This window comes from Saccharopolyspora rosea, from assembly GCF_025643595.1.
GTDB lineage: Bacteria > Actinomycetota > Actinomycetes > Mycobacteriales > Pseudonocardiaceae > Saccharopolyspora > Saccharopolyspora rosea.
Genome location: NZ_CP102826.1, coordinates 2,354,857 through 2,380,233 on the forward strand (window position 1 = coordinate 2,354,857; position 25,377 = coordinate 2,380,233).

The 25,377-nt window shown below is 70.5% G+C and carries 27 protein-coding genes; 9 read left to right on the forward strand and 18 right to left on the reverse strand.

Features of this window, described 5'->3' with window-relative positions:
* Positions 1–57: 57 nt before the first annotated feature.
* From NV263_RS11015 to bla, 3 genes are all read right to left on the reverse strand, one after another.
* Positions 58–288 (reverse strand): cell division protein SepF, encoded by a 231-nt coding sequence (locus tag NV263_RS11015; protein WP_263252741.1) that lies wholly within the window; start codon positions 286–288, stop codon positions 58–60.
* A 184-nt stretch (positions 289–472) separates the two neighbouring features.
* Positions 473–769: a hypothetical protein gene (locus NV263_RS11020; RefSeq protein WP_263252743.1), complete on the reverse strand. Its 297-nt coding sequence runs from the start codon at positions 767–769 to the stop codon at positions 473–475.
* 229 nt (positions 770–998) lie between these two features.
* Complete coding sequence (gene bla / locus NV263_RS11025; protein ID WP_263254160.1) at positions 999–1,871, reverse strand: class A beta-lactamase; 873 nt, start codon at positions 1,869–1,871, stop codon at positions 999–1,001.
* Between the two features lie 520 nt (positions 1,872–2,391).
* Between bla and NV263_RS11030 the strand changes: the two genes are divergently transcribed.
* Positions 2,392–2,829 carry a nitroreductase family deazaflavin-dependent oxidoreductase gene (locus NV263_RS11030; RefSeq protein WP_263252744.1) on the forward strand — a complete coding sequence of 146 codons (438 nt, stop codon included), beginning with the start codon at positions 2,392–2,394 and terminating at the stop codon, positions 2,827–2,829.
* An 82-nt stretch (positions 2,830–2,911) separates the two neighbouring features.
* Here the strand turns inward: NV263_RS11030 and NV263_RS11035 are convergent, their stop codons facing one another.
* Genes NV263_RS11035 through NV263_RS11045 form a run of 3 tightly spaced genes read right to left on the reverse strand, consistent with a single transcriptional unit; the run spans position 2,912 to position 5,015 of the window.
* Positions 2,912–3,967, reverse strand: coding sequence for an amidohydrolase family protein (locus NV263_RS11035; RefSeq protein ID WP_263252746.1), 1,056 nt, complete (start codon positions 3,965–3,967; stop codon positions 2,912–2,914).
* Positions 3,964–4,716 (reverse strand): SDR family NAD(P)-dependent oxidoreductase, encoded by a 753-nt coding sequence (locus NV263_RS11040; protein ID WP_263252750.1) that lies wholly within the window; start codon positions 4,714–4,716, stop codon positions 3,964–3,966. The genes NV263_RS11035 and NV263_RS11040 overlap by 4 nt, the downstream gene beginning before the upstream one ends.
* Entirely contained in the window at positions 4,713–5,015 is a 303-nt protein-coding gene (locus NV263_RS11045) for a hypothetical protein (RefSeq protein WP_263252752.1), read from the reverse strand. Before NV263_RS11045 ends, NV263_RS11040 begins: the two co-directional genes overlap by 4 nt.
* A gap of 86 nt (positions 5,016–5,101) precedes the next feature.
* Here NV263_RS11045 and NV263_RS11050 point away from each other — a divergent pair, with 86 nt between their 5' ends.
* Together NV263_RS11050 and NV263_RS11055 are read left to right on the forward strand one after the other, a co-directional pair.
* Positions 5,102–5,959 carry a LysR family transcriptional regulator gene (locus tag NV263_RS11050; protein ID WP_263252754.1) on the forward strand — a complete coding sequence of 286 codons (858 nt, stop codon included), beginning with the start codon at positions 5,102–5,104 and terminating at the stop codon, positions 5,957–5,959.
* A 78-nt stretch (positions 5,960–6,037) separates the two neighbouring features.
* On the forward strand, positions 6,038–6,496 hold the full coding sequence (locus NV263_RS11055; protein WP_263252756.1) for a DUF6314 family protein: 459 nt from the start codon (positions 6,038–6,040) through the stop codon (positions 6,494–6,496).
* A gap of 6 nt (positions 6,497–6,502) precedes the next feature.
* Here NV263_RS11055 and NV263_RS11060 read toward each other — a convergent pair whose 3' ends face one another.
* The 6 genes from NV263_RS11060 to cysD are packed head-to-tail and all read right to left on the reverse strand — an operon-like array spanning position 6,503 to position 12,807.
* Positions 6,503–6,967: an SRPBCC domain-containing protein gene (locus NV263_RS11060; protein ID WP_263252757.1), complete on the reverse strand. Its 465-nt coding sequence runs from the start codon at positions 6,965–6,967 to the stop codon at positions 6,503–6,505.
* The gene (locus tag NV263_RS11065; RefSeq protein WP_263252758.1) at positions 6,964–7,746 is read right to left on the reverse strand and encodes an SDR family oxidoreductase; all 783 of its coding nucleotides are present in this window, start codon (positions 7,744–7,746) and stop codon (positions 6,964–6,966) included. Before NV263_RS11065 ends, NV263_RS11060 begins: the two co-directional genes overlap by 4 nt.
* Positions 7,743–8,897 carry a sulfotransferase family protein gene (locus tag NV263_RS11070; RefSeq protein ID WP_263252760.1) on the reverse strand — a complete coding sequence of 385 codons (1,155 nt, stop codon included), beginning with the start codon at positions 8,895–8,897 and terminating at the stop codon, positions 7,743–7,745. Before NV263_RS11070 ends, NV263_RS11065 begins: the two co-directional genes overlap by 4 nt.
* Positions 8,894–9,970 carry a DUF1214 domain-containing protein gene (locus NV263_RS11075; RefSeq protein WP_263252761.1) on the reverse strand — a complete coding sequence of 359 codons (1,077 nt, stop codon included), beginning with the start codon at positions 9,968–9,970 and terminating at the stop codon, positions 8,894–8,896. The genes NV263_RS11070 and NV263_RS11075 overlap by 4 nt, the downstream gene beginning before the upstream one ends.
* Before the next feature lie 57 nt (positions 9,971–10,027).
* Complete coding sequence (gene cysC / locus NV263_RS11080) at positions 10,028–11,911, reverse strand: adenylyl-sulfate kinase (protein ID WP_263252762.1); 1,884 nt, start codon at positions 11,909–11,911, stop codon at positions 10,028–10,030.
* The gene (gene cysD / locus NV263_RS11085; RefSeq protein ID WP_263252763.1) at positions 11,911–12,807 is read right to left on the reverse strand and encodes a sulfate adenylyltransferase subunit CysD; all 897 of its coding nucleotides are present in this window, start codon (positions 12,805–12,807) and stop codon (positions 11,911–11,913) included. The genes cysC and cysD overlap by 1 nt, the downstream gene beginning before the upstream one ends.
* A gap of 118 nt (positions 12,808–12,925) precedes the next feature.
* Here cysD and NV263_RS11090 point away from each other — a divergent pair, with 118 nt between their 5' ends.
* Both NV263_RS11090 and NV263_RS11095 read left to right on the forward strand, forming a co-directional pair.
* Entirely contained in the window at positions 12,926–13,564 is a 639-nt protein-coding gene (locus NV263_RS11090; RefSeq protein ID WP_263252764.1) for a TetR/AcrR family transcriptional regulator, read from the forward strand.
* 50 nt (positions 13,565–13,614) lie between these two features.
* Complete coding sequence (locus NV263_RS11095) at positions 13,615–14,394, forward strand: PhzF family phenazine biosynthesis protein (protein ID WP_263252765.1); 780 nt, start codon at positions 13,615–13,617, stop codon at positions 14,392–14,394.
* A gap of 224 nt (positions 14,395–14,618) precedes the next feature.
* Here NV263_RS11095 and NV263_RS11100 read toward each other — a convergent pair whose 3' ends face one another.
* The gene (locus NV263_RS11100; RefSeq protein WP_263252767.1) at positions 14,619–14,933 is read right to left on the reverse strand and encodes a hypothetical protein; all 315 of its coding nucleotides are present in this window, start codon (positions 14,931–14,933) and stop codon (positions 14,619–14,621) included.
* Positions 14,899–15,309: an LCP family protein gene (locus NV263_RS11105; RefSeq protein ID WP_263252769.1), complete on the reverse strand. Its 411-nt coding sequence runs from the start codon at positions 15,307–15,309 to the stop codon at positions 14,899–14,901. Before NV263_RS11105 ends, NV263_RS11100 begins: the two co-directional genes overlap by 35 nt.
* A 681-nt stretch (positions 15,310–15,990) precedes the next feature.
* On the opposite strand from NV263_RS11105, the gene NV263_RS11110 reads away from it, so the two are divergent.
* From NV263_RS11110 to NV263_RS11120, 3 genes are all read left to right on the forward strand, one after another.
* Positions 15,991–17,886 (forward strand): acyltransferase family protein, encoded by a 1,896-nt coding sequence (locus NV263_RS11110; protein ID WP_263252771.1) that lies wholly within the window; start codon positions 15,991–15,993, stop codon positions 17,884–17,886.
* Between the two features lie 104 nt (positions 17,887–17,990).
* Entirely contained in the window at positions 17,991–18,665 is a 675-nt protein-coding gene (locus NV263_RS11115) for a response regulator transcription factor (RefSeq protein WP_263252772.1), read from the forward strand.
* 82 nt (positions 18,666–18,747) lie between these two features.
* Entirely contained in the window at positions 18,748–20,109 is a 1,362-nt protein-coding gene (locus tag NV263_RS11120) for an ATP-binding protein (RefSeq protein WP_425571158.1), read from the forward strand.
* A 44-nt stretch (positions 20,110–20,153) separates the two neighbouring features.
* Here the strand turns inward: NV263_RS11120 and NV263_RS11125 are convergent, their stop codons facing one another.
* The 4 genes from NV263_RS11125 to NV263_RS11140 form a co-directional block, all read right to left on the reverse strand.
* Positions 20,154–20,663 (reverse strand): hypothetical protein, encoded by a 510-nt coding sequence (locus NV263_RS11125; RefSeq protein WP_263252776.1) that lies wholly within the window; start codon positions 20,661–20,663, stop codon positions 20,154–20,156.
* Between the two features lie 203 nt (positions 20,664–20,866).
* Positions 20,867–23,380: an arabinosyltransferase gene (locus tag NV263_RS11130; RefSeq protein WP_263252777.1), complete on the reverse strand. Its 2,514-nt coding sequence runs from the start codon at positions 23,378–23,380 to the stop codon at positions 20,867–20,869.
* Positions 23,320–24,075 (reverse strand): hypothetical protein, encoded by a 756-nt coding sequence (locus NV263_RS11135; protein WP_263252778.1) that lies wholly within the window; start codon positions 24,073–24,075, stop codon positions 23,320–23,322. Before NV263_RS11135 ends, NV263_RS11130 begins: the two co-directional genes overlap by 61 nt.
* A gap of 91 nt (positions 24,076–24,166) precedes the next feature.
* Positions 24,167–24,499: a hypothetical protein gene (locus NV263_RS11140; RefSeq protein ID WP_263252780.1), complete on the reverse strand. Its 333-nt coding sequence runs from the start codon at positions 24,497–24,499 to the stop codon at positions 24,167–24,169.
* 82 nt (positions 24,500–24,581) lie between these two features.
* Between NV263_RS11140 and NV263_RS11145 the strand changes: the two genes are divergently transcribed.
* Positions 24,582–25,256, forward strand: a complete 675-nt coding sequence (locus NV263_RS11145; protein ID WP_263252782.1) for a TetR/AcrR family transcriptional regulator — start codon at positions 24,582–24,584, stop codon at positions 25,254–25,256.
* Positions 25,257–25,377 lie beyond the last annotated feature (121 nt).

Genomic DNA, 25,377 nt, shown 5'->3' on the forward strand with positions numbered 1-25,377 from the left:
AACGCGGCGCCGGGGCCGTCCCCGCGGACCGCCCGGCGCGACCGGGTTCGCCGCCCGCTATCCGTCGCCCCGATCGACGCCGCTGGGGCGCAGCAGGAAGACCTTGGTGTCGATGCGGTCGATGTCGCCGCCACGGCCGAGGACCAGCCCCGCGGCGAAGTCGACGACGCGTCGCGCTTCGTCGTTCGCGAGGCTCGTCAGGTTCATCAGCACGGCGTTGCCTCGGCGGAAGTAGTCCCCGATGTAGTAGACGTCGTTGTAGTTCCGCGGGTGCAGCGTCTTGACCACCGCCCAAGTGTCGTCGGTCGAGATCGGCAGCGGAAGGGGGCGTGGGAAATCCCGCACCGCCGGAGCGGGGGTCTCGCCTGCCGGAGCGGCGGAGAAGGCGTCCGGGCCCGGGGAAGGGGCTTGTGGCGCCTGCAATCGGTGTCGGTCGCGTCCGCCCCGGCAAGCCGGGCGTGGGGCCGGCGAGTTACCGGACGGCGTCAGCGCAGGCTTGGGCGGCCAGGCGTTCCGGCACGCCCGCCTGGACTTCGAGCGCTTCCTGGCACGGCAGATCTCCGTGGACCGGTGCGGTGAGGCTGCCCGCCACCTCGGTGCTCAGGCAGATCGTGTCCGTGACCGGGGTGCCGATCTCGAAGGCTTCCAAGTCCTGGTTGCAGTCCGACCAGGTCGCCTGCGCTGGAGCGGCGGTCAGCAGAGCGGCTCCGGTGGCCACGCCTGCGGAGATCAGAGCTGCCGACAGGGACGCGGCAAATCGCTTGCGCATGCGGGTTCTCCTACCAGTGATCTTGTGCTGGGACGTCGCAATACTGGTGGAGTCGGTACGCCACCGCTGATCAGATCACGCCACCAGGTGTCGCGCGGACGCCTGAACCACCGGTGGCACGCGCTCGGCCGGGCCGATCCCCGAGGCCCGACCGGCAGGCCGCGACCGCCCCCGTGCTCTGCCCGAATCCCGTTGCGGGGACGCGGGTCCGCGGTCCGGGGGCGGCGGCTCAGCGGAAGGACTTGAGCGCTGCGGACGCGGCTTCGGCGATGAGCTTGTTGTCGTACGGGGCGTCCGCGGCCTGCCGGTCGGACAGGACCGAGAGCACGATCGGCGCTCGGTGCGGCGGCCAGAGCACGGCGATGTCGTTGCGGGTGCCGTGGTCGGCGGCACCGGACTTGTCGCCGACCTGCCAGCCCTCCGGCGCTCCTGCCCTGATGAGCCCGTCGCCCGTCGTGTTGGTCCGCATCAGGTCGACCAGGAGGGCCCGCTCGTCCTCGGGCAGCACGTCGCCGAGGGTGAACGCGCGCAAGCTGTGCGCCAGCGCTCGGGGCGTGCTGGTGTCGCGGACGCGGGCCGGGTCGGTCTTGGTGAGCGGTTCGATCCCGTCGACGTGGGTGGTGGTGTCACCGATCCCGCGCAGCACCTCGGCCAGTCCCGCCGGACCGCCGATCTCCCGGAACAGCAGGTTGTCCGCGGTGTTGTCGCTGTCGCGGACGGCGGCGTCCACCAGGGCGCGCAGCGTCATCCCGGTGTCGACGTGCTGTTCGGTGACCGGCGAGTTCTTCACCACGTCCTCCGGGCGGTACGTCACGTTCCGCTCCAACCCGGGGATGGGCGTCCGTTGCAGCACGGCGCCGGCGGTGAACACCTTGTGCGTCGAGGCGTAGGAGAACCGCTCGTCGGCCCGGTACGCCACCTCCCGGCCGGTGGCGACGTCCACCGCGTACACCCCGAGCCGGGCCCCGAAGGAGCGTTCGAGCCGCTGGAACTCGTTCTGCCCCGTCGGCGGTGCCTCGGCCGGAGCGGTCGCGCAGGAGGACAGCAGGGCGAGGACCAGGGCGGCGAGGACCGCCCGCACGCTCGTCCGGGGAAGGGAAATGGACACTCGCGCTCCTTTCGGATCAATCGGTATCCGAAGCCTAGGAACGCGCCGTCCCCCGGACAAAGACCGAACCGCGCAGTTCGATGCCGAAACGGCATGAGCGCAGGTCCACGGCCCGGGAACGTCCCCGGGGAGCGCTGACGAGCCCAGGATCGCGTCCCGGTGCTCCAGTGCGACGCAGGCCAGCAGGTCGTCGATGCGACCGACGCTGATCGTGGTGTAGTCCCGGTGCGCGGCGACGGCCCGCAGCAGTCCGGTGGGGCCGACGATCCAGCCCAGTCGCAGCCCGGCCAGCGAGAACGGCTTGGACATGCTGCCGCTACAACGCCGGAATCCGAGCCGGTCGTCTTCGTGCGCGTCGTCACCGGCGCCTGACGTGCGACCAGCCGGTCCGGGCCGCCCGGGAGAGGCGCGAATCGTGATCGCACCGCGCTCGGCGGGTTAGGGTGGGGGTGTTCAGTCGATCAGCTTGCCCGGGCGTCCGGCACGGACGAGCGCGGTGGGAGGAGTGTTCGAAGTGGACAGTGCGCGGGAGTCCGCGGAGTTCAGCCCGACGGACTGGGTGCGGGAGCAGACGAGGAAGATCCTCGACACCGGGACCACCGAGGGCATCGAGGTGCGCGGAGCGCCGATCGTCCTGCTGACGCTGCGCGGCGCGCGGACCGGCAAACTCCGCTACACCCCGGTGATGCGCGTGGAGCACGAAGGTCGCTACGCCGTCATCGCCTCCAAGGGCGGAGCCCCGGAACACCCCACCTGGTACCACAACATCCGGGCGCACCCCGAGATCCGGCTGCAGGACGGGACCGTGACCCGCGAGTACGTCGCCCGGGAGGTCGAGGGCGCCGAGCGCGAGCAATGGTGGGAGCGGGCCGTGGCGGCATTCCCGTCGTACGCCGAGTACCAGGCGAAGACCGACCGCCGGATCCCGGTCCTCGTGCTCGAACCCCGGTAGCGGGCCGCCCGGGCGCCGGACCGCCGGTGCGGCCGCGGGACGCGAAGGCGCTCACCCCGCGGCCTCCCGGCGGTGCACCGTCTCATGTGGACTTCCGTGCGGGGCGGATCCCGGCGTCCTGGGGCGGGATCCCGAACACGCGTTCGGCGGTGCGATGGCTGATGCCGGCGCGCTGGGCGTCGGTCAGCGGCGCACCGCGCAGGAAGGCGAGCGCGTCCGCCGGGTCTTCGTACGGGGCGTCGATCGCGAACATGACGTTGTCGTTGCCGACGGCGCGCAGTCCGAGGCCGAGGACGTCTTCGTCGTCGATCCCGCTGGTGGTGAGGACGAAGTTGCGCCGGAAGTACTCGCCCGGCGTGAGTTCCAGCGCGGGCAGGGGGGTGGCGGCGCCGGCTACTCGGCGCGCGAACGCGTGCCGGTTGTCGATGCGCCGGAGCCAGAACGGGATGCCTTCTCCGAGATGTCCCAACACGATCGTCAGGCCCGGGTTGCGGTCCAAGGTGCCGCTGAGGATGAGCCGCATGGCGTGCAGCCCGGCTTCGGCCTGGTAGCCCCAGATCGCCCCGGACAGGCCGTGGTCGGTGTACGCGGCGGGGGTGCTGGGCGCTCGCGGGTGCAGGTACACGGGTGCCCGGTGGGCTTCGGCGGCGTCGAGCAGCGGGGCGAACCGCGGTTCGTCGAGGTAGTGCCCGCCGGTGTGGGAATTGATCATGATTCCGCTCAGGCCGAGCGGCCCCATGATGCGTCCGATCTCCTCGGCGGCCGCGTGCGGGTCCTGCGGGGCGACGGTGCCCAGACCGGCGAACCGGTGGGGGTGCCGGTGCACGATCGCGGCCAGTGCGCCGTTGAACTCGCGGGCCAGTTCGACGGCGGCGGCGGTCGGGTACGGCTGCACCCCGGGTGGGTTGAGGCTCAGCACCGCCAGATCCTGGCCGACGGCGTCCATTTCGGTGATGCGTGCGTCGAGGTCGACGATCCGGGAACGCATCGGCTCGGTGCGTTCCACCGCGCGCATCAGCTCCACCTCGGTCCGATCGCCGGGCAGCACGTCGAGTTCGTGCGCGGCCCGCAGGAACTCCGCCGTGCTGAAGTGCTCCTCGACAGCGATGACCCGGTTGCCGCCGACCGGCTCCGTCATGCTCGCCTCCCGCCGTCGACCGACATCGCGATCCCGGTGACGTAGGACGCCTCCGCGGAGCACAGCCACACCGCGGCGGCGGCGATCTCCTCCGGGCTGGCGAGCCGGCCGAGCGGGGTGACGGCCTCCTGCCGGGCGGTCAGGTCGGTGCCCGCGGCGACCGCGTCGTACATGGCGGTGCGGGTCAGCGCGGGGCACAGGCTGTTGACGCGGATGTTCTCCGGGGCGTGGTCGACGGCGGCGGCCTTGGACAACCCGACGACGCCGTGCTTGCTCGCGACGTAGGCCGGAGCGTGCGGGATCGCGTGCAGGCCGCCGTTGGAGGCGGTGTTGACGATCGCGCCGCCGCCGCGCCGCCGCAACGCGGGAAGCTCGTACTTCATGCACAGGAACGTGCCGGTGAGGTTCACGCGGACGACGCGGTCCCACTCCTCGGCCGTCATCTCGGTGAGCTGCCGGTCGGTGGACGGCACCCCGGCGTTGTTGAAGGCGAAGTCCACACCGCCGAACGCCGCCACGACGCGGTCGACGGCCTGCCGCACGGACCGCTCGTCGCCGATGTCGACGGTGATCGCTTCGGCCGTGCCGCCCTCGGCCGCGATCAGCGCCGCGGTCCGACCAGCGGTGCGTTCGTCGAGATCGAGCACGCCGACCGCGGCTCCGCGCCGGGCGAACTCCAGTGCGCTCGCCCGTCCGATCCCGCTGCCTGCGCCGGTGACCAGTCCGATCTTGCCCGTGAAGTCCGTCATGACAGCGCCTCGTGGTTGGCCCAGACGACCTGGTAGGGATACCGGGACTGCCAGCGCCGGATGAGTTCACCGACCCCGGGAGCGGCGAACGAGGCGTTGAGCGCGTCGAGGTCGGTGAAGCCGAGCTGCACGATCGCGGTGGCCGCGAACACGGGGCTGTGCTCGTCGGCGGGTACGCGGATGTGGCGCCGAGCCGCGAACGTCCGGACGTGCCCGGAGTCCACCATCACCTTTTCGATTTCCTCCAGATATCGATCCAACTCGGTGTCGGGGATCGGGGCGGTGAACGAAACGATCATCGTGTGTTGCAGCATGCCTGCCATCGAACCCGCGCCTGCGGCAGAAGTCCAAGACCGATCGGACCTCGCAGCGATAACCTGTGGGCATGACTGCTCTGGAGACGCGGGAGTTGGAGTACTTCGTCGCGGTCGCCGAGGAACTCCACTTCGGCCGTGCCGCCGTGCGCCTGTCCATCGCTCAGCCGGCCCTGTCCAAGGCGATTCGACGGGTCGAATCGCGGCTCGGCGTTGCGCTGTTGGTGCGGTCCAGTCGTCACGTCTCGCTGACACCGGCGGGGGAGGCGTTGCTGGAGCACGGCCGCCACGCGCTCAACGCGGTCAGCGCCGCCGTCCAGCGGGCTCGCCGGGCCGGTGACTCCGAAGCGCGGCTGCGGCTGGTCCTCAAGCCCGGTGGCGATGCCGGCCTGCTGTCCGGCATCCTCGCCCGATACGCCGATCAGCCCCACGCCCGCCAGGTGGACGTCGTGTTCGGCGGTGCCACCGATCGCGCCGACCAGCTGCGCGACGGCCGGGCCGACGTGGCGCTGCTGTACGCGCCGTTCGACGATCTCACCGGGCTGGCGCACGAGACGTTGCACGTCGAGGACCGCGTGGCGATCCTGCCGCGCGACCACCGGCTGGCCTCACGCGACGAGCTGCGGCTGGCCGACCTCGAACACGAGACGCTGCCGCGGTGGAAGGGCGTGCCCGGCGGCGGAACCGGGCCGGAAATCGACGATGTGCCGCAGCTGAACCACCTCATCGCCCTCGGCCGGACGATCGCCGTGCTCCCGCGCTCGCTCGTCGAACCCCTTCCCGCGGGGCTCGTGCGCATCCCCGTCGCCGATGCCGCGCCCAGCCGTCTGGTCGTCGCCTGGTCGCAGTCCGACCGCCGGCCGCTCGTCGCCGCGTTCGTCGAGGCGGCGGTGGCCGCGAGCGGGTCGCAGGCCGGTGACCAGCCCTGACCCGGCTCGGCCTCCGGCGTGGCCTCCTCCACGGCGCGGTCGGCGGTCTCGACCCCGGCGCTGCGGCAGAATGCACCCATGGACTCCGTGGACGCCGCCACCGGTTTCCCGGTCACCGATCTCACCGCGCACTTCGCCGGGTGGTGGGGAGTGGACCGCGAGATCGTCGATCCCGCCGGTGCTCAGCTCGCGGTGTTCACCGGCGTCGCGAGCTTCACCCCGGACGACGACGCGCTGGTCTACCGGGAGCGGGGAACGCTGGTCATGGGGGAGAACCAGGCGTCGGCGACCCGGGTCCTGCACTACCGGCTGCGCGGCCCGGGGCGGGCGGACGTGCACTTCGACCACGGCGGCTTCTTCCACGACCTCGATCTGCGCACCGGCCGGTGGTCGGCGAGCCATCCCTGCCGCGCCGATCTGTACCGCGTCGAGTTCCTCGTCCAGGACCCGGACACCTGGTGGCAGGAGTGGGCGGTCACCGGTCCGGCCAAGAGCTACACGTCCACCACCGAGTTCCGCCGCAGGCCCGCGGTGTGACCGCGCTCAGGGACCGGACGTCCAGAGCTGTTCGGCTCGGTGCTTCAGGGCTCGGGCGACGGCGTCGAACCCGGCCTTGATCCACGGGCCGGTCGCGGCCAGCAGCCGTTCGGCGTGCGCACCGCTGAAGGTGTCGGTGGTGCGGTAGCGGCACCGGTCGTCCCCGAGGGGGTCGATCCACTGGTCGCGGAACGCGAAGATGCCGGGCACGTCGTCGCCGGTGTCGTAGCGCAGGTGGCGCGGTGGGTCGACGACGCGGACGTACTCGCGGTTGACGAACGTCGCGTCCGAGCCGTCCATCGCGGGGACGGTGAGGTCGATCGGGGACCCGATGTCCAATGTGGTCGACACCTGCACGGTGTACGGGTTCCACTCGGGGTAGCGGGGGTAGTCGACCAGCACCTGCCACACGAAGTCGGCAGGTGCGTCGATCTCCGCGGTGATGGACTCGATGACGATCGGCTCGGTCATGACGGCATGTACTCTCCGCCGTTGACGTCCAGCGTCGCGCCGGTGACCTCGGAGGAGTGGCGGGACAGCAGGTAGAGCACCGCGCCCGCGCACGCCTCGTCCGGCGGGATCCGGCCGAGCGGGTTGCGGGCCGCGATCTCGTCGTGGACGTCCTGCTCGGTCACGCCCCGCTGCTCGGCGGTCATCCGCAGGTAGAACCGCACGCCGGGGCCGTCCAGCCAGCCCATGACCGCCTGGTTGACCCGGATTCCGTGTTCGCCGAGCTCCAGCGCCAGCGACCGCGTCGCCGCGGACAGCGCGCCCTTGGCCGCCGCGTACCCGCCCTCGCCGCGCATCGGCTTGCGGGTGGTCATGGAGCCGATGTTGACGATCGAGCCGCGCCCGGCCGCCCGCATGTGCGGCACCACGGCGCGGCTCATGTTGAGGGCGCCGAACAGGATGATGTCCATCGCGCGGCGGATCGCCTTCTCCGGGGTGTCGAGCAGGTCGGCGAACCCCGGGTGCCCGTAGGCCGAGTTGACCAGTCCGGTGATCATGCCGAACCGGTCCACCGCGGCGTCCACCAGGCGGGAGACGTCCTCCGGTTCGCGGACGTCGCAGGGGACGGCGAGGGCCGCGCCGCCGTCGGCGGTGATCTTCTCGGCTTCCCGGTCGATCACCTCGGTCGACCGGGCGGCCAGCACGACTTTCGCGCCCTCAGCGGCGGCGCGCTCCGCCAGTCGGGCGCCCAGCCCGGCGCCGACCCCGGAGACGACCACCACTTCGTCGGCGAGCATCATGGCAGAACCTCCTGGTAGAACGCGAAATCCCGCTCCAGCTGCTCCCGCGAGAGCCCGAAGTCCTCCGGCGCGTAGGAGTGGGAGGCGCGTCGTTGTCGTCGATCACGATCCACATAGGACTCGAATGCGCGGACGTCGACGTCGTCGACGGGCAGTCCCAGCTCGCCCAGCACGCGGCGGGCTTCGGCGACCGGCTGGGACAGCATCGACTCGAACCGGACGTCCACGAAGCGGTCCGGGCGCCGGGCGCGGACCGCGGTGAACTCGCGCAGACCGGTGGCGAACCGGTCGCTCCAGTACCGGCCGATCGCGGCCGGGTCGCACGCGTCGCTGTACTGCGCGGACATCGTGTGCACCATCGAGGCGTAGGACGGGACCGCGCGCACCGGGGAGCGGTGCGTCATGACGATCCGGCAGTCGTCGAACGCGTCCAGCACGGTGCCCACCGCGGTGAGGTGGTGCGGCGACTTCAGCACCCAGTGCCTGTTCGCCCGCGACGGGTCCTGCCACTGCAGCACTTGCAGCCACTGGCGGAGCTCTCCGTAGGCCCTGCTCTGGTCCGCGCTGCGCAGCCAGTCGCCGTAGCCGGGCACCCAGTAGAACGAGTCGAAGCTCATCGAGGTGAACGTCCGGTCGAGGAGGATCACCTCCTCTTCCGGGCCGTCCCACTGCACGGTGTGGATGTCGCCGAAGTCGGGCGAGAGTTCCAGGAACGCCCGCATCCGGTCGCGCGCGCGGCGTTTGCGCTCCGGCGCGTCCGGCCCCTCGCCGGGGAACGGGATCGGGTAGGAGGTCTCCCAGGACAGCGTGGCGGTCAGCCTCGGCGACGAGGCCAGCAGCCGGTGCAGCAGCGTGGACCCGGTGCGCGGCAGGCCGCAGATCACCGCCGTCACGGCCGGTTCGACGTCGAGGATCTCCGGGTGTTCGCGTTGCAGGGCCCGCAACCGCAGTCGGTCCACGAGCAGCGCGGTGAGCCTGCGCCGGGTCAGCTCGACGCCGAGCTCGGACAGCCGCGCTTCGTCGTTCAACGCGGCGACGAGCACCCCGAGAGGTTCGAGGAACCACTCGTCGCCGAACTCGTGCAGCCCTGCCTTGTCCCGCGCGGCGGCCAACAGCTCGTCGACGCGCAGCGCCGCGTTCGTCTCCGTCACCGGTCCTCCTCGCCCGTCAACGAGTCCAGCGGCACCACCCGGCATTCCGGGATCGGGTGCGCGTCCGCGCCGAGCCAGCGCAGCAGGGCGGTTCCACTGCGGTGGCCGCAGGTGTCGATCCAGTTGCCGACACCGGGATCCCGGTCGGCCACCACGATCCGCAGCCGCCCGTCATCGAGCTGCGCGGTGTGCTTGTTGACCGAGGTCCGGCGGCGGTGGTCCAGCGACTCCATCCACCAGTTGTTCAGCTGGAAGTTCCAATAAGGACAGTCCGGGACGTCGGTGTCGATCACCCACGCCTCGCCCGGCCGCAGCGTCCAGTAGCCGTGCAGGTAGAAGATCTCCGGATCGCCGCCGGCGCGCTGGAACATGTTCTGCCCGAAGTCCGGCAGTTCGTTGGGCCGGGTCATGAACATCTCGGTCCACGCGGCGAAGGTGGCGGCGGTGCCGTGCACCGCGAGCGCCGCCCGGCGCAGCGCCGCGGTCAGGAACTCCGGGGTCAGCTCGGCCGGTTCGGCCGGCCCGTCGAGCCGTTCGATCCACCACCGCCCGGGCGTCTCGGTGGTGCGGTCCAGGTAGGTCTGGCGCACCACCAGCCCGGTCGAGTCGGGTGCGAGCGGCAGCCAGTTGCGGCCCTGCTCGGTGGCGCTGGCGATGATCTCGATGGTGCCGTCGGGTTCCGCGACCAGGTCCGCGTCGCTGAGCTCGCCGGTGGAGGCCATCGTGCCGTCCTTGGCGTACCGGTTGGCCTTGGAGCCGATGCTGAAGTACGCGATCGTGCCGCGCTGCCCGATGATCCGGTAGCTGCGGTCGCCGCGGATGTTCGCCGACAGGTACACGTTGTCCGGGTTGTCGGCGCCGATCTTGACCAGGTCGAGTTGGTGCAGGCGGGGGAAGTCCGGGTCCGCGTTGTCCACGCAGGAGTAGAGCATCTCGCGCGCCAGGCGGCTCAGGTAGCGGAAGCCCTCGGCCCGGTCCAGCGGGGTGTCCGGTGCGGTGTCGCGCAGCACCACCTTCCCGGCGCGTTCCAGTGCCCGGCAGAACTCGGACCAGCCCTCGGCCACGTCGGTCACGGCACCCTCCCGGTAGAACGTGTTCTACAGATCACCGTACGCGAAATCGGACGATGTTCAACAGTCGTCGAGCACACCCCGCGCGCGCAGCTCCGCCAGCACCGCCTCGGCCGCCGCTTCGGGGGCCGACGTCGTGGTGTCCAGCCGGATTTCGGGGTTCAGGGGTGGTTCGTAGGGGGAGTCGATTCCGGTGAAGTCGGTCAGCTCGCCCCGTCTCGCCCTGGCGTACAGGCCCTTCGGATCCCGCTGCTCGGCGACCTCCAGCGGGGTGGCCACGTGCACCTCGCAGAACTCCCCGGGCTCGACGAGCCCGCGCGCGAACGCGCGCTCGGCGCGGAACGGCGAGATGAACGACACGAGCACGATCAGCCCGGCCTCCGCCAGCAGCGCGGACACCTCGGCGACGCGGCGGATGTTCTCCACCCGGTCCGCCTCGGAGAAACCGAGGTCCCGGTTCAGCCCGTGCCGCACGTTGTCGCCGTCCAGCAGGAACGTGTGCGCGCCACGGCGGTGCAGCTCGCGTTCCACCAGGTCCGCGATGGTCGACTTGCCCGCGCCGGACAGGCCGGTGAACCACACCACGCAGGGCCGGTGCCCGTTGCGGGCGGCCCGCGCCCGCTTGTCCACGGTCGTCGGTTGCCACCGCACGTCGCCCGAGCAGCGGGAGTCGATCATCCCGGCGCCGACGGTCCGGTTGGTCAACCGGTCCAGCACGATGAACGAACCGAGATCGCGGTTGACGCGGTACGGCTCGTAGGGCACCGGTGCGTCGAGGTGCACGTCCGCCACGCCGATCTCGTTGCCCCGCAACGTCGTCGCCGACCGCCGGGCCTGCGTGTCCACGTCGATCCGGTAGGCCGGGCGGTCCACCGCGATGCCGACGGTGCGGGCGCCGAACTTGGCCAGGTACCGCCTGCCGGGCACCAGTTCGCGCTCGTCCAGCCACACCAGGTGCGCCTGGAACACGTCGGCGACGTCGACGGGCGTGCCCGCCGCGAGCACGCTGCCCCGGCTGGCGTCCAGCGCATCGGCCAGCACGACGGTCACCGACAGCCCGCTGGGCGCTTCCGGGAGATCCTCGTCCATGGTCACGATGCGCTCCACCGCGGACTCCTGCGCCCCCGGCTGCACGCGGACCCGATCGCCCCGGCGCAGCGTGCCGCGCACCACCCGCCCGGAGAACCCGCGGAAGTCGTCGTCGGGCCGGTTCACCCACTGCACGAGCAGCCGCGCCGGATCCGCGGGAGCGCCGTGGTGCACCTCGACGGACTCCAGCCACTCCAGCAGCGCAGGTCCGCGGTACCACGGGGTCCGATCGCTCCGGGTGACCACATTGGACCCTTCGACGGCGGAGGTCGGGATGCAGGTGACGTCGGTGATGCCGAGTCCGGCCGCGAACTCCCGGTACTCCGCGCTGATCGCCTCGAACACCTCCCGGGAGTAGTCGAGCAGGTCCAGCTTGTTCACCGCGAGGGCCACGTGCCGGATGCCCAGCAGGGCCACCAGGTTGGTGTGCCTGCGGGTCTGGGTGAGCAGGCCCTTGCGGGCGTCGAGCAGGATCACCGCCGCGTCCGTGGTGGACGCGGCGGTGACCATGTTGCGGGTGTACTGCTCGTGGCCGGGGGTGTCCGCGACGATGAACCGGCGGCGCGCGGTGGCGAAGAACCGGTGGGCGACGTCGATGGTGATGCCCTGCTCCCGTTCGGCGGCCAGGCCGTCGACCAGCAGCGCGAAATCCGGCTCGGCGCCCCTGGTTCCGTGCCGTTCGGAGTCGGCGGTCAGCGCGGCCAGCTGGTCGGTGTGCAGCTGCCCGGATTCGTAGAGCAGTCTGCCGATCAGCGTGCTCTTGCCGTCGTCCACGCTGCCGCAGGTGATGAACCGCAGCAGGTCGGCGCGCTGCTGGTCGTCGCGGGCGGGGGCCTCGGTGGTGGGTTGGGCCATCAGAAGTAGCCCTCCTGCTTCTTGCGCTCCATCGAACCGGACCGGTCCCGGTCGATCACCCGGCCCTGCCGTTCGGACGTGGTGGTGGTCCGCATCTCCGCGATGATCTCCGGCACGGTGCGCGCCCGGCTCTCGATGGCGCCGGTCAGCGGGTAGCAGCCCAGCGTGCGGAACCGCACGGTGCGCGGTTCGGGCACCTCGCCGTCGGCGAGCGGCATCCGGTCGTCGTCGACCATGATCAGCACGCCGTCGCGGGAGACCACCGGCCGCTCGGCGGCGAAGTACAGCGGCACGATCGGGATCTCCTCCCGGTGGATGTAGTGCCACACGTCGAGTTCGGTCCAGTTGGACAGCGGGAAAACCCGGACGCTCTCACCCGGCCCGATCCGGGTGTTGTACAGCCGCCACAGCTCCGGCCGCTGGTCCTTCGGATCCCACCGGTGCCCGGCGGTGCGGAAGGAGAAGATCCGTTCCTTGGCGCGGGAGGCTTCCTCGTCCCGGCGGGCCCCGCCGAACGCGACGTCGAAGCGGTGCTTGTCCAACGCCTGGCGCAGTCCCTCGGTCTTCCACAGATCGGTGTGCACCGCAGAGCCGTGGTCGAACGGGTTGATGCCCTGGGCGAGGCAGTCCGGGTTGCGGTGCACGATCAGCTCCAGCCCGAGCCGCCGCGCGGTCTCGTCGCGGAAGGCGATCATCTCCCGGAACTTCCAGGTGGTGTCCACGTGCAGCAGCGGGAACGGCGGTGGGCTCGGGTGGAACGCCTTGCGGGCCAGGTGCAGCAGCACCGAGCTGTCCTTGCCGATCGAGTAGAGCAGTACCGGTCGCTCGCTCTCCGCGACAGCTTCCCGGAAGATGTCAATGCTTTCGGACTCCAGCCGGTCCAGATGGTCGAGCATCGGGTCGCCACCCCCGTCGTGGGTCGATCGCGTCCACGGAGGTGACCGTAGCGGCGGGATGAACAACGTTCAATACTCGGATTGAACGTTGTTCAGCGCGCTGCGGTACGGTAGGACCATGGTGGCGAAGACCGAAACGGCCCGCGCCGCGCGAGGCGACGCCGAAGGCCGGCGACGCGACATCCTCGCCTCCGCCGAGCAGCTGCTTGAGGAGTCGGGCTACGCGGCGCTGACCGTGCGCGCGATCGCCGCGGGCGCGGGAGTGAGCGCCGGGACCGTGTACCAGTACTTCAACGGCAAGGAGGACGTCTTCGTCGCCCTGATGGCCCGGCGGCTCCAGGAGGTGCAGGCGGTGCTCGCCGAGCTCGACCGCGGGATCGGCATCGCCGGCGTGCTGCGGGAGATCCTGCCGCACATCACCGAACTGTGGCGCCGGCTCGGCAGGTCCGCGCCGCAGTGGGAGGCGAAGGTGCTCGCCGGGGGCAGGCGCGGCAAGGGCGTGGTGACCTCGGCGACGGTGTACCGCCGCACCCTCGACGCGCTGGAGCGCGCGCTGCGGGAGACGGCCGAGGCGTGCGGGCAGACCCTGATCGACGACCCGGCCCTGCCGCACTGGGTGTGGGATGCGCTCATCGGCATCGCCGACGACGTGCTCCTCGGCGGCTCCCGGCAGAGCCGCGTCCGCCCGAAGCGCCTCGTCGAGTTCGCCACCGAAGCCATCGAACGCAGCATCGTGGCAGGGTCCGACCAGGGCTGACGGCGCGGGCCGCGGCCCGCGCTGCGAGCCCCGCGGGTTACGGTCGGTTCGTGCGCACGTACGTGGTCGATGCTTTCACCGAGGTGCCGTTCCGCGGCAACCCGGCAGGCGTGGTGCTGCTGGACCGCCCGGCGGACGGGACGTGGATGCAGGCGGTGGCGGCCGAGTACGGACACGCCGCCACGGCGTTCGTCGACGTCTCCGCCCCGACCGCAAGCCCGAAGCCGCTCCGCTGGTTCACGCCGACCACCGAGGTCGATCTGTGCGGGCACGCGACGCTCGCGACCACCCACGTGCTCGGTGGGGACCAACGCTTCGACACCCGAAGCGGGATCCTGGTCTGCACTGCGCGTGACGACGGGTCGGTCGAGATGGAACTACCCGCCGACCCGCCGGAGCCGGTGACCCCGCCCGAAGAACTCGCGGCCGGACTGCCAGGCATCACCGTGCTCTCGGTGTGGCGTGGTCGCAGCGATGTGCTCGTCGAGGCGCGGTCGGCCGCCGAGGTCCGCGCGGTGCACCCGGACCTGGCCGCGCTGGCCGAAATCCCGACGCGCGGTGTGCTCATCACCGCGCGGGGCGACGGCCGAGCGGACGTCGTCAGCCGGTTCTTCGCCCCCGCTGCCGGAATCCCGGAAGACCCGGTGACGGGCTCGGCGCACTGCACGCTCGCGAGTTGGTGGGGCGAACGGCTCGGTGTCGCGGAATTCCTCGCCGAACAGGCGTCCGAGCGCGGCGGGTTCGTCCACGTGCGGCTGGCAGCCCCGGGCCGTGTCGCGATCGCCGGGCACGCCGTCACCGTCGTCAGCGGCACTCTGCACGCCCAGTAGTGCTTTGTTGGGTCGGCACTCGTTGCGGGATCTCGGGCCAAACGCGGTGACAGGTAGGGCAGGCGCCGGTCAACAACCGAACAAAGCACTACTAGCCTCGCTGTGGCGACCCTAGGAGCTTTCGCCCGCCGTCCGTTCGTTCCGCCGGACGAATCCGGGACGGCAGATCCATCCGCGTTTGCCAACCGGACACCGCAGAACAGCAACGCCCGACCGGCGCGTGATCAGCGACTTCCCTGCCAAGCCCGCAGGTAGTCCGTCACGAGCCCTTCGAGCTCCGGCCGCTGCCCCTCCCAGCCCGCCGGGAGCGAGCCGGGGGAGCGCACGAGCGAGCGCTGCTGCCGGCCCGTTCGCCTCGTGTGGATCACCATGCCGGTGACCGAGGATCCGTCGTCGACTGGGCCGATGACGTCGAGGTGGTCGTCGAGGATCTCCTCCACATCACCGTTGAGCAGCACCTGACCGGCGTGCAGCAGCAGGAGGTGATCGCACACGTCGCGCAGTTCACCGAGCGAGTGCGAGGCCAGCACCACCGTCATCCCGCGCTCGGCGACATCGGTCATCACCAGCCGGAGGAAGGATCCGTTGAAGTTGCACGGGGTCGGACAGCAGCTGTTCGGCATCCAGCTTGTGCTGGAGCGCGGTGAGGAACTGGTGTTGCAGGCCGATCCTGGCGACGTCGCTGCCGTCGCCGACACCGTGCGTGGTGCGGTTGAAGGCCAGTGCCTGCTCGCCGTCGAGCAGATGGCGGCCGAGGTGAAGACCGCTGTAGGGATCGTCGACGGGTTCCGGCAGCGTGACCTCGATGCCGCCGATCGCGTCGACGAGCCGCCGAAGCGCCACCGTCGTCTCGATCCCCCGCGACACCCTGGCAGCCCCGGCCGCCGTGCCCGCTGCCGGACGAGCGATGGACACCGGGCGGCACCGATCGCCCCGGCGCCGACACGAGCGCGATGGTGATGTGGCGAGCCCGGCGCCGGATGGTCCGGGGCTGCGACGATGCGGCGGGCACGGCATCAAGGTCGGCGAGACGGTGGCATGCGTAGGTGCGGGAAATGTCCTGGATCTGTAACAGGTGCTGGGCTCGGGTGAGGCCCACGCCCCGTCGCATCGTTTGCCGCCGCCGAGTGGTTGCCGGGAAACAGGGCCCCGGCAGGGTTCTGTGACCGGACCATGACATGGCCGTCGAACGATGCGCACATCCCTTGCGGACCATGAACGACAGACGTGCAGGACGTCCATGCGGAGTTCGCATCTGTCCAACGTGTGGGGAGCTCGCGGAACTGGGGACTGAGCGGCTTCGCCGCTGACCGGGAAACGTCACCGGACACCTGCGGTGCGGGTTCCGGTGGTCATCGAATGGCCTTCCCCACACATGGCTGCCGATTCGACGTCCGGACTGGTCGTGCTCATGCCGCCGGTGGAGTTGCGACCACCGCGGTAGCAAGGGGTATTGAGATGGACACAAGGCGTCGCATGGCGCCACAACGCGGTAGCAGGCAAGCCTCTCCCACGGCGGCAACGCCTTGGGGCGTCGCCGAAACGGTCCCGATGAGACCGGTACCGCCGGGGGCGGCCGACACAGTTCCGCTGCGGATGCGGTCGGCTGGTCGTGAGCTCGCTGCCGAACAGACGGTGCGGATGCAGCGGATACCGGCGGAGAGCCGAACCGGCGACGCGAAGCGGCGATACGTGAGCGGACTCGACGGTCTGCGGGCGCTCGCGGTCCTGATGGTGCTCGTCTACCACGGGAACGTGGCGTGGTTGCCGGGCGGATTCCTCGGCGTGGACGTGTTCTTCGTCATCAGCGGGTACCTGATCACGGATCAGCTGTGCGCCAAGTGGCAGCAGAAGGGTGGCCTGGAGCTGCGGACGTTCTGGGTGCGACGGGTCCGGCGGCTCGTTCCGGCGGTGCTGGTGGTCCTGGTGGTCGCCACGGCGGCAGCAACGGTCGTGAAACCCGATCTGCTGTCCGGTATCGGCGGTGAGTTGCTGGCGGCGGCGACGTTCACCAGCAACTGGTGGGCCGTCGTCACCGGGGCGTCGTACTTCTCGCAGTTCGGTGATCGATCACTGCTCCTGCACCTGTGGTCACTCGCAGTGGAGGAGCAGTTCTACCTGGTCTGGCCGTTGGTGCTGTTCGTGGTGCTGCGCCTGGTACGGCGTCGGAGCGTACGGGCCTGCATCGCGTTCGCCATGGCCTGCGCCTCCGCCATCGCGATGATCGTGCTGCACGATCCGGGAGCTGACGCGTCGCGGGTTTACTACGGCACCGACACGCATGCGTTCGGTCTTCTGCTGGGTGCCACGTTGGCGATCGCGATGCCGTCGGAGTGGTTGGCGGGCTTGAAACGTGCCGGCGCCAGCGTCCTCGGCCTGCTCGGCCTGGTCGGCGTGGTGGGGCTCGTCTTCATGGCGGTACTGCTCGGCGGGTCGAGCGAGTTCCTGTATTCCGGCGGTTTCGGCTTGGTCGCCGTCCTCGCTGGTGTGGTGGTGGCAGCGGCGATCCCGGCGGCTGGTTGGTTCGGCCGCCTGCTCAGCTGGCGAACTCTCCGGTGGATCGGCCTGCGCTCCTACGGGATCTACCTCTGGCACATGCCGGTGATCGTGCTGTTCTCGGCCACCGGTGCAGCCGGTTCCGACGCCTTGTTCGTGGGTTTGGTCACAGCTGTTTCCCTCGTGGCTGCGGCGGTCTCCTTCCGTTGGGTTGAGCAACCGTTCCGCCGTAACGGTATCCGCGCGACGATCCGTCGACTGGCCGCTCCATCAGGCACTGGCGGTACCGGGACGGGGCAAGCTGTCGTCGCCGGTAGCGTGGTGCTGGTCCTCCTCGCGGTCGTGGGCGTGGTGATCGCGCCGCCGAAGGACGATCTCCAGTCCCAGATCGCCGCAGGCGAGGGTGCGGCCGAGGCCACCCCGTCGAACCCTGCCCCCACACCCCCGGTCTCGCCGTCGACCGAGGTGCCCGTCATCGAAGGAACTCGGGCACCCGGCATCGAAGAACGTCGTGTGCCGGGGACCGGGGTGACCGGTTTCGGCGACTCCGTCATGGCGGCAGCCGGCACCGCGCTGCGGGAAAGGCTGCCGGGCGCGACCTTGGACGTGAAGATCGGCCGCCAGATGTGGGACCTTCCGGACCTGGTCGCGTCCGAACGCGACGGCGGCAGGCTGGGCTCGGTGGTCGTCGTCGGCTTGGGTACCAACGGCGACTTCAACACCAGCACCCTGGAACGCGTGATCTGGGAAGCCGGACCGCAGCGCGAGGTCGTACTGATCAACATCAGTACCCCCAAGCCTTGGCAGGACCGGGTCAACGCGAAATTGGCGGAAGCAGCAGCCAGGTGGTCGAACGTCACCGTGGTCGACTGGCGCACCGCGGCCCAGAAGCACCCGGGTGCCCTCTGGGACGATGCCACGCACCCGCGGAACCCCGATGGCACCGACCTCTACGCTGACCTGGTGGTCGAGGCGCTTCCACCCCAGGTCAAATGACCGCGTCACCATTCGTCACGGCTCGTGCGCGGCCTTGCGGGGCGGTCTTCGGGACGTCCGAACCGGGTGACGGGGCTGGTCGGCGCGAAGCCGATACTGTTCGGGTGTCACACGTTTTGTTGATCGAGGATGATCCCGCGGTGCGGGAGGGGATGCAGCTCGGCCTTGGCCAGCAGGCACATGTGGTGCGGACCGCGTCGACGGGGGAGGAGGGGCTCGCTGTTTTCCGGTCGCAGCCGCCGGACATCGTGGTGCTCGATCTGATGCTGCCGGGGATGGACGGCTTCGAGGTGTGCCGCCGCATCCGCGGCTCCGGCGAGGTCCCGATCATCATGCTGACGGCACGAAGTGACGATCTGGACGTGGTCAGCGGGCTGGAGGCGGGCGCCGACGACTACGTGGTCAAGCCCGTCCAGCCCCGGGTCCTCGACGCCCGAATCAGGGCTGTGCTGCGTCGTGGCGCATCACCGCAGCCATCGGCCCAGACCCACGGGGACCTGGTGATCGACCGGGCCTCGCTGGTGGTGACCAAGGCCGGCAACCGGGTGGCGCTGGCGCCGACGGAGCTGCGGCTGCTGCTCACCTTGTCCGCGGCACCAGGTCAGGTGTTCAGCCGACAGCAGCTGCTGGAGGCGGTGTGGGAACACGACTACCTCGGGGACTCCCGGCTCGTCGACGCCTGCGTGCAACGATTGCGCTCCAAGATCGAGGACAGCCCGGCGAGCCCCGCCTACGTGCAAACAGTGTGGGGCTTCGGCTACCGCTTCGGACCGGTTTGATAGTGAAAGAGGTCCGGTGAGGTCTCCCCGACTCCTGAGCGGGCTGCGCGTTCGGCTCGTGTTCGCTTTCCTGCTGGTGTCGATGGTGGCCGTGGCCACGGCCACCATCGCCGGCTATGCCACGGCACGTTCGTCCCTGCTGGCTGCGGACCAGAACTCGGCAGTCGCCGAGGTACGGCAGCGCGTGACCGCACTCGCTCCGGACCTGACCTACCCCCCGGACCAGTCGTCGTTGGACGCGCTCGCCGCGCAGCTTCCCACCGGCGCCACCGTCGTCTACCACGATCTGCGTACTCCGGGAACGCCGCTCGACCCGGCGATCTCTGCGCAACTACAGGCAGCCGTGCGCACCCGTTCGCGAGTCGAAGTGCAGCGGGTCGGCACCCCCCGAGGGCCCGCGCTGGTTATCGGGATGCCCGTGCTGACCAGGCGGTCAAGCGCCGCGAGCGTGCCTTCGGGTGTGGAGGTCTACGTCGTTCACGACCTGTCGGCCATCCAGCAACAGATCAACACCCAAGCCCGCATGGCGTGGCTGACGGGTGTGCTCGCAGTGCCGCTGGCCGTGCTGGTCGCGCTGCTGTCCGCCAGAGGCGTGCTGCGACCGGTGCGCGAGCTCCGCCGAGCGACGATCAGGCTTTCCGACGGAGACCTCACCGCACGGCTCCAAGTGCGCGGTAACGATGAGCTGGCCGAGCTCGCGAGCACCTTCAACAACACCGCAGCGGAGCTGGAACGCATCGTTGCCGAACTCCGACGCATGGAAGCCGACGCTCGCCGATTCGTCGCCGACGTCTCCCACGAACTGCGCACTCCGCTGAGCGCGATGGTCGCGGTGACCGACATCCTTGAACGGGAGGCTTCTCACCTGCCGGACGACGCGGCCAGATCGGCCCAGCTCATCGTGCGGGAAACCCGTCGGCTGGCCCGGTTGGCCGAAGACCTGATCGAGGTTTCGCGATTCGACGCGGGCTCAGCCCAGTTGGTGCAGGAATACACCGATGTCGGGGAAGCGGTGAGGGCGACACTCGACGCCAGGCGGTGGACCGATGCTGTGCAACTGGAGCTGCCGAACGGAGTGTTCGCCAGGCTGGACCGGCGCCGACTGGACGTCATCGTCGCGAATCTGGTGGGTAATGCCCTGCGCCACGGCCGACCACCGGTTTCCGTGGTTCTCCGGGACACCGAGGACCAGGTCGAGCTGGAGGTCACCGACCACGGTCCTGGGCTGAGTCCCGAAGTGCAGCCGCACGTGTTCGACCGGTTCTACAAGGCGGACGTGGCGCGGAGCCGTTCGGAGAGCAGCGGGCTCGGGCTCGCGATCGCCCAGGCCAACGCCCGGCTGCACGGCGGCGACATCCAAGCCGGCAATCTTCCAGAAGGAGGGGCCAGGTTCGTGCTCCGACTCCCTCGCCACGACGGTGCAGGGGGACCGATCGAGTTCTGAACCGCGGAGGCCGGGTGGCGCCGAATCCACGTGCCGTGGTCGGCTCAGCTCATCGCCGGACACGTGCGGTTGGCGATCCGGTCCCCGATTCCCTTGTGCAGCAGGATGTCGACGGTCGTTCCTCGCGTCGTTCCGCCGCGCGCCGAGTCGACCGCGAGGGCCGTGCACACGACCTGGTCAACGGCCAGCGGTGACAGGTCATAGGACGGGAGAACCACGGTGATCACACGATCTGTCACGACGACGTTCACATCCACCAGTGCCGCACCGAGTTCAGGCACCTCGGTACGAAGCCCCTTGGTCTCCGCCAAATCGCTGAGCCCCGCCCCGAGCATCAGGTACTGCACCGCACCCCGCACGTCACCGAGCTTGCCGTAGGAAACGTCCCCAACCGTGCCGCCCGTCGGGACGATCACCGGACGAAGGGTGTTGCCTTCCAGGTAGTAGAGCGTCGGGCCAGCCGCGATGCCGGTCGGAGGCTCCCCGGCATCACTCACCTCGTTCGCCGTCGCGCCACCACATCCGGCGACCAACGAGATTCCCACCAACACCATCGCGAGTCGCCACCACAACGAGGCCGATCTTGGGCTTGCACGGTGCACGCCACGATGGTCCCATGCCGTCCGCAACGCCGGGGGAGTGCGCGCCAGCACGCTGCTCAAGCTCATCGCGTTCCGCTCGGATCCGCACCTGAACCTGTCCGCGGCGGCCTGTCCTGGGGCGAGCGGCAGTGGTGTGGTTGCTCGTTCGTTCCACATCACTGTTGGCGGCGTGGCGCGGCCGGGTCGTCGGGTTCGAGGTGGACGTCGTCCCGGTTGTTGGAGTCGGGTGCGAGGCCGGGGAGCCGCACGGGCCTGGGCGGAGGGCCTGGCCTCCACCACCCCGAGTGGGTTTCGGTGTGCAGGTGCATCGCCGCACTGGCGGGGAGGGCGTCGGGTTCGTAGGGGTGTACCGCGTACAGCGAGCCCCAGTCGCGGTCGATGTCGCCGCTCAGGTAGGTGGGTAGTTCGGTCATGGTGGTGGCGACGTTGAGGTAGCCGAAGGGGCCGCCGCTGCCGGGTGCGGACCAGCCTTGGCCGATGTCGCGTACCTCGGCACCGCCGGCGATGCGGTAGCGGGGCAGGTCGGCGATGCCGTGGTGGATGCTGGTGATGTTCAGGCAGGGGTGGACCATCGCGGCGGTCCATTCCACGAACGTGGGAGCGCTGCCGATGAGGTCGGTCATGCGGGTCAGTCGCGGCGCGCGCGGGGCGCTGACAGCGAGCCAGCCCTCGGCGCCCAGTGCTCGGTCGCGGGCGGTGATGCGCACCTTGGTCGCCTCGCGGGCGCGTCCGTCCACCCGGATCCGATGGTCCGTCCACTGTGGCTGTTCGGGGGTCTGCGCCACGTCGACCCGGTCGAGAATTTCGAATCCCTGCGGGGTGTCCCGGCCGAATTCGACGGCGAGGGAGTTCGGTCGGGAGAGCTTGCCCGCCGCGCTGACGACGAGGGGAACTTCGCCGCCGCGGGCGCGGTCCGGGAGGTCGTACCAGGGAGTGCGGAGGTCGCCGGTGCCGGACGAGCCGTGGCTGCCCCAGACCGGAGCGCGGTCGGAGCCGAAGCGGTGCGGTGGGGTCCAGGTCGGTCGTCCGGTCTCGTCCCGGCTCGTGGGCAGGCCGTCCCGGCGGAAACCGGTGCTCGTCGCCCGCAGGTAGCTTTCGGGTGGATCAGCGCGGTCCGGTGGTGGCGTGGCACCGGGTTTCGCGGTGGTCGGTTGGTGTGCGGAGATGTCGAGCATCCCCTCGATCGGATCGTTTTCGACCTGGACGTGGTCGGACAACCCGCAGCTGGCACCGGTGAGCTGGGCGACGTTGTCCTGCGCGAGGTTGTAGGTGTCCCACCGCTCGGGGATGACCTTCGCCAGCGAGGCGAGTTCGGCCAGCATGAGCAGCGTGCAGACGATCGACAGTGGCGCGGTGCCGAGCCGCAGTGCCCGCGATCGGTCTTCCACGGCAGCGCTGCCGGGGTTGTGTTCGTCCAGCCGGAGGTGTTCCACGAGTGCTGCGACCCCGGCGCCTGCGGCCACCAGGAGCAGCCCGGTGCTGATGGCGTGCCCGTTGATCGAAGGCGGTTTGTCGAACCAGGGCACGCCCCAGCCGGACACGTACCACCAGGCGTTGGTGCCGGTGAACGAGAAGGCCAGCACCGCCATCAGTCCGGCGAAGAACGCCGCCCGGTTGCGCCGCGAGCGCAGCACGGTGCTGCTCGTGGCCAGCGCCGTCAACGCCGCCACGGACCCGCCGACCGCGGCGAACACGCCGAAGTGGTGGGTGTGCTTGGTGGGGGTGAGCGCCAGGACCACGAAGTACAGGCCCCCGACGGCGAGCAGCCGGCGGCTCGGGCCGAGCGCGGCACCGCGGATCCGCCCGCGCCGCAGCAGCACGACCGCGCAGGTGGCCAGGCACAGCACCATCAACAGCACCGGGAACCGGCGGGTGAGCGAGCCGTCGGGGGACTGGCTGAACAGCAGTGCGTAGCGGCTCAGCTCCTCGTACCAGGTCTGCGACGGTCCGATGTCGGTGCGCACCGCGGTCGCGTCGGCGACCGTGGCCCAGGTCTGGTCGGAGAACGCCACGGTGAGGATCACCGCGCCCGCGGCCGCGATCGGGGCCAGCACCGCCGTCCAGCCGACCTGCTCCGCTCGCCGTTGCACCAGCTTCAGCAACGGCTTGGCCGCCGCGACGAGCGGCAGCACCGCGACCATGCCGTGTGGGTTCACCGCCACCGCCAAGGCTGCCGCGATCAGGCCGAGCGCTGCTGGCAGGAGTTGACGGGTGGCGACCGAGCGTTCCGCTGCGCACAGCGCGAGGAGCGCGAAGACGACGACGATGGGTTCCGGTCGCAGTCCGTTGTCGTAGGGCAGCCAGCACGCGAGGAACACCGCGGCGGCAGCCCACCCGGCCGCGCGGCTGCGCCGCACCCGCTGCCCGAGTCGCGGTAGCAGGAACCGGCTGATCAGCAACCAGCTGAGCAGACCCATGCCCAGGGCGGGCAACCGGATCCACGGGGTGGCGGTCGAGATCGCCACGCAGCGGGCCTGCAGTTCGACGAACCAGCCCATCGGCGCGACCGTGCCGGAGAACCACCGGTAGAAGTCGTTGACGTAGCCGAGGTCGTCGCGGACCCGGGCCATGGTCAGGAAGTAACCGTCGTCGGCGGTCATCGCGCCGATCAGCCACCACGCCACCAGTGCGGCCGCCACAACGCATCGCGCGGCGTCGGCCGCGGCCACCGGCGCGTTCGCCGTGGGATCCGGTGTGCGACGACGCCGTCGATGCGGCGCAGCGCGACCAGTGACCCGGCGCAGCCGAGCACGGCCAGTGCCATGACACCGAGCTTGAGCGGGCTCGGGTGGCTGTCGTAGCGGTCGTCGACCTCGGCTGAGAACGACAACCCGCGCACCTCGTCGACGTTTCCGTCCACATCGGAGTAGATCCCTGTCAACTGCGGACGTATGTCGCCTGCGGCTTGCGCGATCGGGGCATCGCCCGCGGAAGCGGTCGTCCCGGCACCATCGGAGTGCACGGTGATCTCGCAGTCGCCCTCGGGCAAGCGGGCCGTGCCGAGTTGCTGGCCCCGCACCAGCAGGCGCAGCCGGTCCTGCTGGATCTCCAAGCGCAGCCCGGTGAGATCGCCGTACTCCGCCTCGGGCGGGTTGGTGCTCAGCAGCACCGCCGGGTCAGGGCTGCGCGCGTCCAGGCTGCGCGCGGTGGCGCACGGCACGCGCAGGTCGAGCCGGATCGGTTGGTAGGCCGACAGCGGTGCCGACACCGCTCGGGTGCCCTGCTCGGTCGGCCAGTGCAGCGTGGTGATCTCGTACTGGACGGGCAGGAACGGCACGGCCACGGCGGCCAACGCGCCCACGAGCCCGCACAGCACCGCGAACCGGCGCAGCGCGCCCGGCTTTCGAAGAGGATCAGTCGTCACTCGCATGCTCATCGGTCCAGGTCGGATCGGTCAGGGCGGAGCTCCGGCGGGCGGACGGCGGAGGCGGCCGCGCACCCGGCGAGCACGACGATCAACGCGTGCTGCAACCCGACGTGGCCGCCCAGAAAACCCAGCACAGGCGGGCCGACCAGGCGCGCCAGGCGATCACTGTCTTCGTGCCGAGCCGTCGCACCAACGGCCCGGTGTCGAGGAGCCCGGTCATCGAGCCGATCGACAGTCCGAATAGGACCATTCCCAGCTGGCCGGTGGAGGCGGCCAAGGCATCGCGGACGGCCGGGGTGCGGGTGACCCAGGAGGCCAGGGAGATCCCGGGCAGGAAGAAGACCACCTGCAGCGCTCGGCGTCGGGCGGTCGTGCCGGGATGGGCGGCGAGCTGCGCGCCGCTCTCGGTGCGGTCAGACATGGTTGGCGTCAGTGAGGCGTGGTCGGGGCGATTGCACTCGTGCGGACGCACATGGGCGTCGTTGCGTACGATCGTACATAAAGTGCGTACGACCGTACGCAACGGGCCGGACGGCTTACCGATCACCCCGCCGCCGGCCGGGAACCGCGTCCGTCGACAATGCCCGGAGCGGCTGTCGAAGGAGGTGGTGCGGGAGATGTCGAGAACTCGGCGCTTCGATCCCGAGCGACGGGCGCGGATCATCGACGCGGCACTGGAACTCATCGCCGACGAGGGCGTCGCGGGCACCTCGCACCGCAAGGTCGCGAGGCGGGCGGACGTGCCGCTGGGTTCGATGACCTACCACTTCGCCAGCATGGAGGAGCTGCTGCGCGAGGCGTTCTCCCGCTTCACCGGCACGATCATCGACCGGTTCGAGCGCCGCCTGGCGCCCGCGCGCAGCCTGGAGGAAGCCCGCGAGGCGGTCGTGGACATCATCCACGAGGAGGTCTTCGCCACCCGCAGCGACCTCGTGCTCACGCACGAGCTCTACGCCCTGGCAGCCCGCGAACCGGCGTACCGCGACCTGTTCGACGAGTGGATGCGCCGCAGCCAGCAGGCGCTGGCGCGGCACTTCGACCCGACCACGACACGCGAGATCGACGCCCTCATCGAGGGCCTGACGATCCACCGCTCGCTGGGCCGGGGCTCCTACGACCGCGAGCTGACCCTCGACGCCATCCGCCGCCTCACGGAAACCGGGAGCGGGCATGGCTGATCCGCACCGCGGATGGCTGGGCGCGGTCTTCCGACCTCGACCAGTCGTAGATCCGAGCGCCTTTGGCACCTTCGCCGGCGGAGCGGGGTTTTCCATGCTTCTGCGGGCGCGTGTGCGGCCA